This is a genomic window from Paenibacillus sp. FSL R5-0475 (assembly GCF_038004585.1).
Taxonomy (GTDB): domain Bacteria; phylum Bacillota; class Bacilli; order Paenibacillales; family Paenibacillaceae; genus Paenibacillus_AQ.
Genome location: NZ_JBBORK010000001.1, coordinates 5,608,968 through 5,623,722, shown reverse-complemented (window position 1 = coordinate 5,623,722; position 14,755 = coordinate 5,608,968). Strand labels below are relative to the sequence as shown.

Genomic DNA, 14,755 nt, shown 5'->3' with positions numbered 1-14,755 from the left:
TTCGTGCTTCACTGCTCAAATCCTGCTAATTGGATAAAATGGGTAAATAAAGAGTCTGAATTACAGTGATGTCATTTACGGAGCTCTTCAAAATGGACAAACAGGCATAAACACCTTCGGCGTCCCTATAAGGACGGTAAGCGTTTAAGCGAAAAATATTAGACATATAGGATAGATGAACAACTTATACTTTCGAATAGTTAAAAAAAAAGAGCCTCCTATGGGAGGCTCTTCAGGTTTGATATAAAACCCGTAGGTTCCAATTATATTTACAAAATTACTGCTGTTCGGAATGAGTCAAAGAAGCTTTGACGAAATCACGGAACAACGGTTGCGGACGGTTTGGACGTGAAGTGAATTCCGGATGGAATTGAACCGACAAGAACCAAGGATGTCCCGGAAGCTCTACGATCTCAACTAAACGGCCATCTGGAGAGGTTCCGGAAATAACCAGACCTGCTTTTTCAATCTCATCACGGTACGTATTGTTGAACTCATACCGGTGACGGTGACGCTCATAAACCAGTTCATCATCGTAGCAAGACATTGCCAGGGAACCCTCAGCAATCTTACAAGGATACAAGCCAAGACGCATAGTACCGCCCATATCTTCAATATCCTTCTGCTCAGGAAGCAGATCGATCAGTGGATATGGTGTGTTCGGATCGATTTCGGAGCTATTTGCACCTTGTAGACCTAGAACAGAACGGCCATATTCGATTACGGAAACTTGCATACCTAAGCAAATTCCGAAGAAAGGTATCAATTTCTCACGGGCATAACGAATCGCGGAGATTTTACCTTCAATTCCCCGATCACCGAAACCACCAGGAACAAGAATACCACCAATACCACGCAGCATTTCATCCACGTTCTCATCCGTAATTTCCTCTGCATTCACCCAGCGAATCTTAACCTCTGCATTAGCAGCAAAGCCTGCGTGTGAAAGTGATTCAACAACGCTCAAATAAGCGTCATGCAGTGCTACGTACTTACCAACAATCGCAATTTCCACTGTTTTTTCAAGCTTCTGAATCCGTTCAAGCATACTTTCCCATTCACGCATATCTGGTGCAGGTGTCGTAAGCTTCAAATGATTAACAACAATCTCGTCCAATCCTTCATCACGAAGATTCAATGGAACTTCATACAACGTTGAAGCATCGCGGCATTCCACAACAGCATTAGCATCAATATCGCAAAAGAGTGCGATCTTCGCTTTCATATCTGCGGAAAGCTCATATTCCGTACGGCACACGATGACATTCGGTTGAATACCGATACTGCGCAGCTCTTTAACACTGTGTTGTGTCGGCTTTGTCTTCACTTCTCCAGCAGCCTTGATATAAGGAATCAAGGTTACGTGGATATACATCACATTTTCCCGTCCGATATCACTCTTGATCTGACGAATGGCTTCCAGGAACGGAAGACTTTCAATATCACCTACGGTTCCACCAATCTCTGTGATTACAACATCAGAGTTGGTCTCGCGGCCTGCACGGAACACGCGTTCTTTGATCTCATTCGTAATGTGTGGGATAACTTGTACAGTTCCGCCCAAATACTCTCCACGACGTTCCTTGCTGATTACGGATGAATAGATCTTACCTGTCGTCACATTGTTGTTCTTTGACAGATTAATATCAATAAACCGTTCATAGTGTCCAAGGTCAAGGTCAGTCTCCGCACCGTCATCGGTTACGAATACTTCACCGTGCTGATAAGGACTCATCGTTCCAGGGTCTACGTTAAGATACGGATCAAATTTCTGAATCGTTACCTTTAGACCTCTGTTTTTGAGCAGCCTGCCCAGCGAAGCGGCGGTAATGCCCTTGCCCAGGGAAGACACAACGCCACCCGTTACAAAAATATACTTTGTCACTGTAAAACCCTCCTAAATAAAGTCCAGACATAAAAGCGGCGCATGGTGTTTATCGTAACCCGTTTTACTATCATCAAAACAGGGGAAATCAAAAGTTTGATTCACCGGGGAAAACATAAAATGTCGTCCCGCAAATTACATAAAACTACAGCTACTTTGCATCTAAAAAAACAAAAAAGTGACACCCGTAGAACCGGGGCACTTTTTATTTTAAGAAACGCGTTTATTAACTTACATGATAAGCCCATGCAATAGTTTACTCTGACGTTCCCCCACTGTCAAGGGAGGAATTATACCATCAGCAAGACTCTTTGAAATTATTTATCTTACTTGTCAGCTTCTGCATCGTCTTCATCTGAGTCATCTTCTGCATCGTCTTCATCTGAGTCATCTTCGTCTATGTCATCTTCATCGATCACGACATCTTCGTCGACTTCTTCTTCGCTGTCGTCGTCGGAATAGAGGTCGTCGCGATCTTCGTCGATAGCGTCGAAATCCTCTTCTTCAGCAGCGTAGTTTTCTTCTTCTTCAGCAAAGTCGTCATCTTCCAAATCATCGTCTTCATCGTTGATGATACGCACGCGTTTGGTGTTACCAACCGGATCATCAGAGCGCTCTAGAGGATACCAGCGTTTCAATCCCCAAAGGTTGGTTCCGACACAGGCAAAACGCCCATCAATGTTAATCTCGGTATATAACTGGGCAATAGTATCTTGGCTTTGTTGATCGGTCATGCCGCGCAACTTGGCTACCTCGACCATCAGATCACGGTAATAATACGGTGTATTGGCTGCCTTAAGCACTAGAAAGGCCAAATCCACCATCGGCATTTCTTTAACTTTCTCAGGGTCTAGCTTTAAATTGAGTGGCGTACTCACTAAAGGACACTTCCTCTCACGCATTGTTCACATTACGGTTTATTTCAATAATATCCATTAACAAAACTAAGTAAAACCTATTTGACAACAAATTGCAAGTCAAAAGCGGTAACAGCTGACAGAAAGAGCCTTCAGGCTGTTATCCATAGCAGAAACCTGTCTCCATCTTGAAGAAGGATAAGCCCATAACATATGTACCCGTGTGAAACTTATAATTCCTTTTAAATAAAAAAAGGCGGAGGAAACCCTCCGCGCATGACTGTATCCACGCCAAGGATCGGCTCCTTACGTGATGTTACAAAGAGAGTGTTAATCTCTTCTGTCTATTTTATGTAAAGCGCCGTCTTTTGACACGATGGGCAGCCCATTTCGTTAAAAAAGGGCAAGTTCCCATTCGGACCCCCTCTTCCACTCATACAATATGGCAGCAGGGCACCGAGGAGGGGACAGCGAAACCTATGGACTATTACAAATTTTGGCACATGCTTCTTGAAGAAATATCGGTTGCCCCCAACAATGGTGAGCGGCGTATTCTTACCTTCAATGATCCCCGCCAGTATGCCGGAGCTTTTACACAATGGAAGGCGCTGAAAGCGAAGCAGCCTGAGCTGCGGCAAGTGCAGGTATCTCCGCTGATTCGGGCCTTTTTTGTGCCTGCTGCCGGAGCTGGAAAACTAATGAACCGATTTGCAGATCTCCTAAATGTCGAAGAGGATCTACAAATACAAATCCATTCTATAGCTAACGAAAAAAGCGGAACCGCTACACTCCCTTGGGGAGTAAAAGCCATTCATGCTCCTCAGGCATGGTCCAAATCAACTGGAGTTCACGTCAAAATCGGCGTAATCGATACAGGAGCTGATTACCGCCATCCCGATCTGAAGCATTCATTAGCCTCTGGGGTCAACCTACTACACCGCGGAATGTTGCCGCTGGATGATAACGGGCACGGAACTCATATCGCCGGGACCTTAGCGGCAGCAGGGGGAAATCGTGGGATGATGGGTGTAGCACCACGGGCACTACTATATCCAGTCAAGGCTTTTGATCATAGTGGATCAGCCTATGTGTCTGATATTGTGCTGGGTATTGATTGGTGCGTGCAGAACAAAATAGATATCATCAATATGAGCTTCGGAATGAAAACTAGAAGCAAAGCGCTTCACAATGTGGTTATTAAAGCGTACCGAGCCGGAATCGCTATCATCGCCTCCTCCGGCAATGACGGCAAACGTGGCGGGGACTATCCCGCACGTTATCCTGAGACGATTGCCGTGGGCGCCATCGATAAAAGACATCGTGTTGCCGGCTTCAGCAACCGCGGTTCTTATATCGATGTCTATGGTCCCGGCGAAGGCGTGACCTCCTGTTGGCTGAAGGAGGGCTACAAAGAGATGAGCGGCACCTCCATGGCGACCTCGCATGTCACGGGAGCCGCTGCACTGCTGCTCGCGGTGCGACCGGGGCTCTCGCCAAGGGAGCTGAAGCTGCTCTTGCGCCGTACCGCGTCCCCGGTGCGGCTGCGCAAGGGGCAGCGACGCGCATCCCTTGGCGGCGGCGCTGCCGATGCCCTACGCCTGCTGAAAGCAGGAGTGAGGGCCAAGCGGGCGGTATCCGCGAACGTATAGACCCCACCCGGGCACCGGGTGGGTCACTCTGACGTGAGCGCAGCTTGTGCCGGTGCGAAGAACGGCACAAAATAAAATCCGCCTCCCAGAGAACCGGAAGGCGGATTTTTTGTCGTTTGATGCCCCAATTACATGCGGTCTGGTGCGGAAACACCAACAAGACGCAGGACATTAGCAATGGTGGTACGCGCAGCACCAAGCAGTGCAAGTCGTGCCACGGTTTGAGCGGCATCCTCAGTGATTACACGTTCAGCTTTGTAATAACTGTGGAACATCGCAGCCAGCTCATATACATAACGGATGAGGCGATGTGGAGCATAACCTTCAGCCGCAACAGCAATTTCTGCTGGGAGCTCACCAATTTTGCGCAGCAGGTCATATTCATGCACTGCTGTCAGCTTGGAGAAGTCAATCTCAGCGTAATCAGGAATGGAGATCCCTTGCTCCTCTGCCTGACGGAAGATGCTGCAGATACGCGCATGCGCATATTGAACGTAGAATACAGGGTTCTCATTAGAAGTAGAGATCGCCAAGTCCATATCGAAATCGAGATGGGAATCCATGCTACGCATGGTGAAGAAATAACGAATCGCATCGATTCCTACTTCTTCCATCAAATCTTCCATCGTAACCGCTTTGCCGGTACGTTTCGACATTTTAACCTTTTCACCATTCTGGAACAGGCTGACCATCTGAGCAATCAGAACCACTAGCTTCTCAGGATCATTGCCAAGTGCTGACATCGCCGCTTTCATCCGCGGAATATAGCCATGATGATCCGCACCCCAAATGTTAATCATTTTATCGTAACCACGGCCATACTTATCGCTGTGATAAGCAATGTCCGGTGTAAGGTAGGTGTATGTGCCATCGTTCTTAATCAGAACGCGGTCTTTATCATCGCCATACTTAGTCGTTTGCAGCCAGGTTGCCCCATCCTGCTCATAAACTTCTCCACGATCACGAAGCTCATCTAGCGAGCGTAACACTTCTCCGTTCTCGTACAGGGAAGTCTCACTGAACCAGATATCGAAGTTTACGCGGAATAGTCCCAGATCACGTTTGATTTTATCGAGCTCTTTATTAAGTCCATAAGTCCGGAAAAAAGCTGCGCGGTCACTCGGGCTCATTTCGAGTAGTGTATCACCCTTTTCAGCCACAAGCTCTTTAGCAAATCCCTTAATATCCTCGCCATGGTAACCGTCTTCAGGCATTTCTGCTTCTTGGCCCAGCTCCTGCAGGTAACGAGTTTCAATGGATTTGCACAGGTTGACCACCTGGTTACCGGCATCATTAATATAATATTCCCGTGTCACCTGATAGCCTGCATAATCAAGTACGTTGCAAAGCGCATCGCCGACAGCAGCACCACGAGCATGTCCTAAATGAAGGCTACCCGTTGGATTAGCGCTGACGAACTCCATTTCAACCTTCTGACCTTGACCGATGTTAATACGGCCATAATCATCACCCTGCTCAGCAACAAGGCTGATAATTGGATACAAATAATTCTTGGACAACGTAAAGTTAATAAAGCCTGGTCCGGCAATCTCAGCTTTTTCAATAGAAGCGCTGCTAGTATCCAAATGTTCTATAATTGCCTCAGCAATTTGGCGCGGGTTACGTTTTGCGATTTTGGTCAGCTGCATAGCAGCGTTCGTAGCCAAATCACCGTGTGCCTTATCTCTTGGTACTTCCAGTACGATATCCGGAACCTCTTCCGGTGCAACAATTCCTGCATTTACAATTGCATCGGCAATGGCTTCTTTTACCCGTTCATTCACTAGCTCCAACGGATTCTTTCTCTGTGTCATAATTTCGGTTCCTCCTGTATATGCAAACTAATAGCAAACTTTCCTGACAATTCCTCGTATACGTACAAATCATATTCCCATGCAACCGTTAGGGAGCGCCCTTCGCGCACCACGTCCAGCTTGTTCGTTTCTGTAGAAAGATTAAACTGTGTATATGGTGAACGATAGAATCCCGGCAGACGCCGTCCGGATTGAAAGCTCTGTTCCGACTGTATCCCACCGTGGCGGATTAGCTTTAGCTGATTGCCTGCAATCTTTATTGTTGTACGAACAGAAATTTCCTCTCCTCGAGGGCCTTGCTCTAACTCTTCATATTGAATATATAGATGCGGTCCTTTGGATACTACCTCTCCATTCGCTTTCATAACATTCCGCTGACCATCTTGAAGGCTCACGAGCGTAATAGAGACGTCATATTTGTTAGACTGTAGTTCGGGCATCACACGTTCCTCCATTCTGCAAGCCTCTGCATTCTGCATAAGAAAAACGCCTGTCGTAAAACTTAAACATTTTTATATTCATTCAAAGGCCTATTCGCTTTCCCATTGTACACTATATCCAGTTCAAAGAAGCATTTCAATCTCAGAATCCATTAGATCTAGCTTAGCTCATAAAATTTTACCATATTGATGGATAAAAGCACACTTGGAACATGTAGTAAAACTGTACACAAGTGCAACCAACTTCATAATCACAAAAAAAACGGTTCCCTTAGGAACCGTTTAGAAAACTAAAAACTATGCTCGCTACCTTTACTAACCCGCCCGTTACAAGGACAAAATTTTCAACGAAAATCTAAGTTGCCAAGATGCGCCGCCATCTTTAGTTACATATAACGATGAATAATCGCGTTCGCGAACGGCTAGCCAGCCTTCTTTATTGCTAGTGAACGAGATTACTCCTTCATACCCAGCAATCGCCGGAAGATTGGTCCACTGCTTACCACCGTTATATGTGCGTCCTACCGCTACTTTTTCTGCTGCGTCGGAATAACCCACCAAGAAGGCCGTATTGTTCCCTATCAGCTCCAAATTTCCCGGTCTGCCAGACGCAGGCCCTTTATTTACTACAGCTCTTCCACTACCCGGAGCAGGCCCACCCCCAGCAGTTTCCTGAGCGATCACTCTATTCCAGCTTTTACCCTTATTCGTACTTGTATATAGGGAGTATGAGGTTTGACTCATCCCTGAGCCGCCATAGAGAACCACATCAACTTGATCTCCCTTTGAAGTGATTTGCCCATACTCTGGATCGGTAAAGGCTACCTTTAACGATAAACTCCAAGTTTTGCCACCATCTGCGGTCTTCATTACCCGGTAGCTGGTTCCAGGCACAGTTACAACGGCCCAGCCGGTATTACGATCACTGAAATAAGCACCGCGTGTATTGGATGGGGTTGAAATCTTACTCCAGCTAAGTCCCCCGTCCTTGGTGTAATACGTTGATGCCCTGTTATACCCGAAACCAATCTTACTGTCGATAAAATCGATTCTTTCAAAGCTAACAGCTTTATTCGAAAGTCTTTTCCATTCTGAGCCGCCATTAGAGGTACTGATTAAATATCGAGCTTGACCGTCTTCTACAGAAGCAAGGGCAAAACCATGCACGTTATCGGGAAAATCAATCTGTTTAAAGCTCCATTGGCCTTCATAAATTTCTTGAAAATTGCAGCCTCCATCAGAAGTGCCAATCATAAATCCATTGCCTGCTGCCCGTCCGATATTTCCATTCAGAAACTGAACATCAGAAAAGGTAAGCGGTGTGGATACGTCTCCTGAATGCTTGTTTTGCAGAGACTGTAGTAGCCCATGATCTCCAGTGCCGCACGCCGCTGGTGTAGCCGATGCCGCAGCATGTACAGAAGAAGCTGATGCACCCCAGCCTAAAACCATTATTAGCGTCGCCGAAAGGGCGGTTATTGTCGATCTGTGAATCTTTTTCGTCCAGTTCATAATGACACCTCCTATTGTATATATACCCTCGCTTTCAATCTCTACTCTTTTATACCTCCTGAAGCACGCATGATCCACCATTGAATAGTCACAAAATGGAAACAGTTTGTCATCTCCTATTTAAATCTCCTCCGGTGATAGTCCCTTTAACAGATCACCTAGTTATACAATGAATATCCTTCCAGTTCCTTTCCCATAATACAAGGAGAAGGGAGTCTGGTGTCATGTCACGTGAATCAACGAGTCCACCCAAACGAAAAAGCCGCTTCCGCCGTTTATTCCGGCTGCTGGTAGCCATGATTATATTGTTTCTACTGACCACGGGAGCTCTGCTCGGTTACCTATACCAAAAAGATCTCCCTCCCATTAGCGACGATGTGCGCTCCAAGCTACTCGACTCCAGGGGCAATATTCTTGCCACCTTTACCTCAGACGGGCGTAGCCGTGAACCGGTCAAATTAAGTCAAATTTCTCCCCTGCTCATTGAAGCCACACTAGCCGTCGAGGATCGTAAGTTTTACGAGCATTCCGGATTTGACATGAAGGGAATGGCTCGGGCCGTGCTCGTCAATCTGGAAGAGGGAAACCGAACGCAGGGGGCTAGCACGCTAACTCAGCAGCTCGCGAGAAATCTTTATCTATCCCACGAGAAGACGTGGACGCGTAAAGCTAAAGAAGCCTTGTATACGATGCAGCTCGAGATGAAATACAGCAAAGATGAAATCTTGAACATGTATTTAAATAACATCTACTATGGCCATGGTGCCTATGGCATTGAAGCAGCCTCTCAAATGTATTTTGGTAAATCTGCAGCAGACTTAGACTTGGCAGAGAGTACCATGCTAGCTGGAATTCCAAAAGGACCAACCTATTATTCGCCGTACAATCATTTAGACAACGCTAAAAAACGCCAAAAAATCATTTTGACTGTCATGACCAATTTAGGAGAAATCACACAAGAAGAAGCAGGACAGGCTGTTCAGGAAGACTTGAACTTAAAACCACAAGGCCAGAAGGATAACACTGTGGTTGCACCTTATTTCAGAGATTATATCCGCAATCTGGCCACAGAATCTCTTCACATCAGCAGTGATGAGCTGGAACAAGGGGGACTAAATGTTTACACTACCCTTGACCCTGACATGCAGCATGCCGCAGAACAAGCAGTCGACAAAGAGATGGATCAAAAGAGTGATCTGGAGACCGCTCTTGTTTCCATCGATCCTCGCACTGGCCACATTAAAGCTATGGTCGGCGGAAAAAATTATCGTACCAACCAATACAACCATGCTCTAGCCACCACACGTCAGCCTGGCTCGTCCTTTAAGCCGATCATGTATTTAGCAGCACTCTCTTCTAAAGAGATGACTGGTCTTTCCGTTTTCAAAAGCCAGCCAACGATGTTCCATTATGATAACAATCGCAAAACCTACCAGCCTCGGAACTTCGGGGATAAGTATCTGGGCGAAATCAATATGCGACAAGCCATTGCAGCATCCGACAATATCTATGCTGTGAATACGATCATGAAGATCGGCGCAGATAAGGTGAGCGAGATGGCAGGCAAGATGGGCATTGATAGTCCGCTTCAAAGCGTGCCGTCACTGGCACTCGGTACCTCACCGATCAGTCCGCTAGAAATGGCTGCGGCATTCGCTGTTATTGGAAACAGTGGTCAGAAAATGCCCACCACAGCCATTCTAAAAATAACGGATTCTAATGGTATGGTGCTGTATGAAGCACCACAGCCAAAGGGTGAAGCCATTGTAGAACCTTCTGCCGCCTATGTGTTGACCCGTTTAATGGAGGGGGTATTTGAGACTGGGGGGACAGGAAATCGCGTAGCTTCTATAATCAAACGTCCGGTAGCCGGGAAGACTGGAACTACGGATACAGACGGCTGGATGGTAGGCTTCACCCCCGAGCTGTCCACTGCAGTTTGGGTTGGATATGACAAGGGGCGCGACATCACAACTACCGATGGCCGACGGGCAGCTCCAATTTTCGCGGAGTTTACTGAAAAAGCGTTGGAAAATATCCCGCCTAAGATTTTTCCCATTCCAGATGGCGTAGTCAGTGTATACATCAATCCGCAATCCGGTAAGCTAGCTACAGCAGCCTGTCCCGAAAAAGAACTGGAGACTTTCATTAGTGGAACTGAGCCCACCGAATACTGTGATCAACATGGCAAAGCTCCCGCTGTCGATGATGTACAAAGCAAAGTAGATCCTGCTGAAGAAAGTCGTTCCCTGTGGAACAATATTAAACGCTGGTGGTTGAATTAACCTCTTCATTAATTGAAGAGGTTTTTCTTTTTTATTACTTATTTATTGTAGAATCCATAGGATGGCCAAACTCGATTTTCACTTCTCCCACAAAGGATGTAACCGCTTCATTAATTATATTCACCCCATTCTCTTAACTCACAATTACTGCTATAATAGTTAGTAGCAACCAAAATATAAAGATGTAAATGAGGGACATGGGATGAAGGATACAGGCATGATCCGGAGTTTAGACAGTCTTGGGAGAATTGTGGTTCCCGCAGAAATCCGTATGACTCGTAATATCGACATTGGTGATCCTATCGAATTTTTTATATTAAACGATAACACCATCATACTCAGGAAGTACACCTCGACAGAATGTACGTTTTGCAGAAGCCACGACCATGTCACCTACTATAAAGAGCAATTTATTTGCAGTAGCTGTCTAAAAGAAATTGCCGACCCTGAACGCATGTCTCAAGTGCCTGAGGCGCGCCAAGATTTTGCAGGCGAAGTGTCAGAGCACAGCAGCACGATCCGGAAGACGAAGACAGAGGATATGTGCCAACGCCTGGAGCGGGCCATAGAAGAACATCCATATGCCAATCAGAAAGAGCTTGCTGAAATTCTTGGGATCAGTCAAGCTAGAGTAAGTCAACTAAAACGCAAACTTAGTACGGCAGGCAAATCGTAAACTAATTCATTGTGTTCAATTCAAAAAGGCTTCGACTCTCCTATTTCAGGATGTCGAAGCCTTTTTCTGTATCAGGTAACCTTGACCGGGTAATCGTTCCTACTCGGTCAGTGCAGCCTTAAGCTCATCGGAGGACGCAGTCCACCATGCCTCATTATGAGAGATCAAGAGGGATTTGAGGGCAGCTTTTTCAACTGTGCCAAGCCCTCCCACATCGATTTTGCGTTTTAGAGCAGCATCCAACTTATTGACATGCTCGGCGAGAATTTTCCAACCGCGACGTGCTTCCGTATCGATCCACATTTCGCAGGCCGTTATTCCACCATAGAATTGACTATCCTGTGTACGGTCCACTGCTACCCATACTACCCAAACCTGTCTACCATTAGGTACATCTTCACGGTTCATGGAGAATTTAATCCCCTTTTCAACCTTACTCTTGGCATGCATGGCACCAATATCAATGACTGCTTCACCGCCATCAATAATGACAGGCGATACGTTATTGAGCTCTATAGAGCCCGCTCCAAAGCCTTTATGTTTACTTTTGGCATTCACAATATTTAAGGCAATCTGTTTCTTGCCTTCCGGTTGTATGTTGTCCACGAGTGCACACCCTTCCTCTTACGAATAATTTAATTTTAGCTAATAATGCGGCGATTGCAAACATATACATCCCGTAGATGCTTGTCACGGGAGGAATCACACTATGAAGTCACTGTCATTAAGGTACATCATCATCTTTGCGACCCTGGCCACCCTCGTGCTATTAGGAGGCATATGGGTCTATTCGGGGGATAACTCCACATCTTCTGTTACTAGCTTTGTTTCAAAAGAGGCCAAGTCCTCAAGCGGCACAGCTCCTGCAGCTGCACCACAGCAGACACTGCCTGATAGCGCCCCCGTTCCAGCAGAAGAGGCATTAAGTCAACGAGTTGTCGAGTATCACATCGATGTTCAGCTTGTTCCTGATACAGAAACCTTAATCGCTTCTGAGACGGTAACCTGGACACACCCCGGTGTAAAACCGGTAAGTGATCTATATTTCCATATGTATCCAAATGCTTTTGCTTCACCAGATACTACCTTTATGAAGGAGTCCGGAGGAACGCTCAGAGGTGACACCATGCCAGAGAATGGCTTCGGAAGTATGACTTTAACCGATTTGCGCACAACAGAAGGAACATCACTAATGCAAAGAGTGCAATTTGTACAACCCGATGATGGTAACGTCAACGATAAGACACTCCTAAAGGTACATCTCCCACAGCCGGTTAATGGTGGAGAAAGTGTCACGCTTAAACTCCAGTACGAGGTTCAGCTCCCCAAAATATTTGCCCGTATGGGCGCATCCGGCAATTTCGTGATGGCTGGGCAATGGTTCCCTAAACTTAGTGTATACGAGCCTATGGGCACACGTGGGGTTAAGGAGGAAGGCTGGGATTTGCATCAGTACCACGGCACCTCTGAGTTTTACAGCGATTTTGGCATCTTTAATGTAACGATTGCGGTTCCTTCCGACTACACGGTAGCTGCGACCGGATTTCCTGTGAAGAATGCCAAGCTAAAGCAAGATCAGAAAATATATCAGTTCTACGCTGACGATGTCCATGACTTTGCGTGGGCGGCATCCCCTGATTTTACAGTAGCCGAAGAAGCCTTCTCTACGCCAGAAGTGCCTGGTGTACGGATTAAGGTCTATCTCGATCCATTACACAAAGACTTAAAGGAACGATACCTTCAGGCCGCTAAGGCAGCTCTGACCTACTTCAGCAAATGGTATGGTCCTTATCCCTACTCGACTCTGTCTATTATCGTTCCGCCTAAGGAGGGGAATGGGGCTGGAGGAATGGAGTATCCAACACTCATTACAGCGTTTGGAGCCACAGACTCATCTCCTGACACCTCACTTGAAAGAACCGTCGTTCATGAAATTGGCCATCAATACTTTTACGGCATGGTAGCCAGCAATGAATTCGAAGAGGCTTGGCTAGATGAAAGCTTCACTTCTTATGCTGAAGACAGACTCATGGAGCAAGAATATGGCATCAAAACGAATCTCCCTCTTCAGTCCAGCTTGGTGACCAAATCAGAGCCGCTAAATTTAGAAACATGGAAATATGCCGGGGCAGAATCCTATAGCCGGAATGTGTATATTCGCGGAAAGCTAGTACTTAAGGATATTGAACGCCAAGTAGGCACTAAGGCAATGAACAGCATCATGTCCACTTACGCACGTAAATTCCGTTTCCAGCACCCCACTACGTCTGACTTTCAAAAAGTCATTGAGAAGGTAACCAAAAAATCATGGCAGCCTTATTTCGAAGATTATATTTATGGTGGTGGTGCTCCTGATTTCTCAGTAGATACGATTACGATTAAAAAGAATGGCAACAGCGATGCTCAGAGCTATGAATCCATAGTAAAGATTACAAACAAAGGGAGCCATTACGTTGACGTTCCCATTAAATTCACATTCGCCGATGGCTCTGCTACAGAGCGGTTCTGGAGCGGTGAAGGAGCAGAGACTACCTTCCAATTGTTAAGCGATAAGCTTCTGCTCTCTGCTGAGGTTGATCCTGAGCATACCATTCTGTTAGAAAACAAACATCTTAATAACTTCAGACTGGCGGAAATAGAGCCCAAAACGCTCTCCCGCTGGACATTAAGTGTAACTAAACTAGTTGAAACCGTGCTCGGAACTCTTGTCTGGTGAGGTGAATGATTGTGAGAACATCGATAACCCGCGGCTGGCAAAGCATGAAGGAGCAATTTTATATTCTGATTCTGCTCTTCATCTACCGACTGCTCTGGGGCTACTTTATGTACGGCTTCATCCGATCTGCTATCGTTCCAATTCTACTACGTTATCCAGATAAAGACGCTGGGGGCAGCGGAATGGGCAGACTACTCTATTATGTCGAAGGGCAGTTCAGCTTGAACACAGATCCTGCGATACGTACTTGGTTATGGATGTTCCTAGGGCTTGTTGTCTTACGACTGCTACTCTCCCCCTTCATAAGGGCAGGATTACTGCATGAACTCCATCAGGAGCGAAAAGGAGAGCGTGGCCTGTTCTTTTTTCCAGGTATGAAGCTTTATGGATTTCCAGTGTTTATCTTCAGTCTAATCGAATGGGCGCTGGCTCTACTTCCGTTATACTGGCTTGCTCCAAAAATGTACGGGCTATTCTTGTCCTCCTTTCTGAACTACTCTTTGTTACTTCATCTAGTTCCATACGTATTGGCATGGCTTATATACATCTTTATCGTGCGCCTGTTCCTTCTATATATGCAGTTTGGGTATACCAGCGGCACGGGGATGTTCTCCTCCTTATTCATTTGCTTGAAGTCGCTGATTCCGGCAATAGGAATTTCAATCATACTTGGTGCAGCAGGCCTGATCCTTTTGCTAGTGTGCGGAATAACGGGTATCTTCTGTCCTGGCCTACCAGCACTTCTTATTCGTCAACTTTCATCACTGCCCTCAACACTCTTCAAAATGTGGGGAATTTCAGCTCAATATCATCTATGGCACAGTAAAGCATTTCCACAATAATTTGAAGCATTACAGAACATAATATAAGAGTCCCGGTTCCTAAATCAGGAGCTGGGACTCTTTCGCGTTATAGACAAAT

The 14,755-nt window shown here is 46.1% G+C and carries 11 protein-coding genes; 5 read left to right on the top strand and 6 right to left on the bottom strand.

All coding sequences use genetic code 11. The features are described 5' to 3' along the window. Positions 1–277: 277 nt before the first annotated feature. On the bottom strand, positions 278–1,885 hold the full coding sequence (locus tag MKX41_RS25220) for a CTP synthase (protein WP_042183974.1): 1,608 nt from the start codon (positions 1,883–1,885) through the stop codon (positions 278–280). Positions 1,886–2,211: 326 nt separating this feature from the next. After that, a complete protein-coding gene (gene rpoE, locus MKX41_RS25215; RefSeq protein ID WP_042183972.1) occupies positions 2,212–2,763 on the bottom strand; it encodes a DNA-directed RNA polymerase subunit delta in 552 nt (183 codons plus the stop codon). 458 nt (positions 2,764–3,221) lie between these two features. Here rpoE and MKX41_RS25210 point away from each other — a divergent pair, with 458 nt between their 5' ends. Next, on the top strand, positions 3,222–4,391 hold the full coding sequence (locus MKX41_RS25210; protein WP_340973632.1) for a S8 family peptidase: 1,170 nt from the start codon (positions 3,222–3,224) through the stop codon (positions 4,389–4,391). Between the two features lie 128 nt (positions 4,392–4,519). Here MKX41_RS25210 and argS read toward each other — a convergent pair whose 3' ends face one another. The 3 genes from argS to MKX41_RS25195 all read right to left on the bottom strand — a co-directional run bounded on the left by argS (position 4,520) and on the right by MKX41_RS25195 (position 8,157). Then, positions 4,520–6,205, bottom strand: coding sequence for an arginine--tRNA ligase (gene argS, locus MKX41_RS25205; RefSeq protein WP_076121339.1), 1,686 nt, complete (start codon positions 6,203–6,205; stop codon positions 4,520–4,522). Next, positions 6,202–6,645 carry a DUF1934 domain-containing protein gene (locus MKX41_RS25200; RefSeq protein ID WP_339248356.1) on the bottom strand — a complete coding sequence of 148 codons (444 nt, stop codon included), beginning with the start codon at positions 6,643–6,645 and terminating at the stop codon, positions 6,202–6,204. Before MKX41_RS25200 ends, argS begins: the two co-directional genes overlap by 4 nt. A 327-nt stretch (positions 6,646–6,972) precedes the next feature. After that, complete coding sequence (locus MKX41_RS25195; RefSeq protein WP_340973631.1) at positions 6,973–8,157, bottom strand: sialidase family protein; 1,185 nt, start codon at positions 8,155–8,157, stop codon at positions 6,973–6,975. A gap of 224 nt (positions 8,158–8,381) precedes the next feature. Here MKX41_RS25195 and MKX41_RS25190 point away from each other — a divergent pair, with 224 nt between their 5' ends. After that, positions 8,382–10,442, top strand: a complete 2,061-nt coding sequence (locus MKX41_RS25190; protein ID WP_340973629.1) for a transglycosylase domain-containing protein — start codon at positions 8,382–8,384, stop codon at positions 10,440–10,442. Positions 10,443–10,644: 202 nt separating this feature from the next. Continuing rightward, a complete protein-coding gene (locus tag MKX41_RS25185; protein ID WP_076286897.1) occupies positions 10,645–11,118 on the top strand; it encodes an AbrB/MazE/SpoVT family DNA-binding domain-containing protein in 474 nt (157 codons plus the stop codon). A gap of 99 nt (positions 11,119–11,217) precedes the next feature. Here MKX41_RS25185 and MKX41_RS25180 read toward each other — a convergent pair whose 3' ends face one another. Further along, positions 11,218–11,724, bottom strand: a complete 507-nt coding sequence (locus tag MKX41_RS25180) for a YwhD family protein (protein ID WP_076286896.1) — start codon at positions 11,722–11,724, stop codon at positions 11,218–11,220. A 103-nt stretch (positions 11,725–11,827) separates the two neighbouring features. On the opposite strand from MKX41_RS25180, the gene MKX41_RS25175 reads away from it, so the two are divergent. After that, on the top strand, positions 11,828–13,834 hold the full coding sequence (locus tag MKX41_RS25175) for a M1 family metallopeptidase (protein ID WP_340973627.1): 2,007 nt from the start codon (positions 11,828–11,830) through the stop codon (positions 13,832–13,834). Positions 13,835–13,845: 11 nt separating this feature from the next. After that, the gene (locus MKX41_RS25170; RefSeq protein ID WP_340973626.1) at positions 13,846–14,676 is read left to right on the top strand and encodes a hypothetical protein; all 831 of its coding nucleotides are present in this window, start codon (positions 13,846–13,848) and stop codon (positions 14,674–14,676) included. Positions 14,677–14,755: the final 79 nt, after the last annotated feature.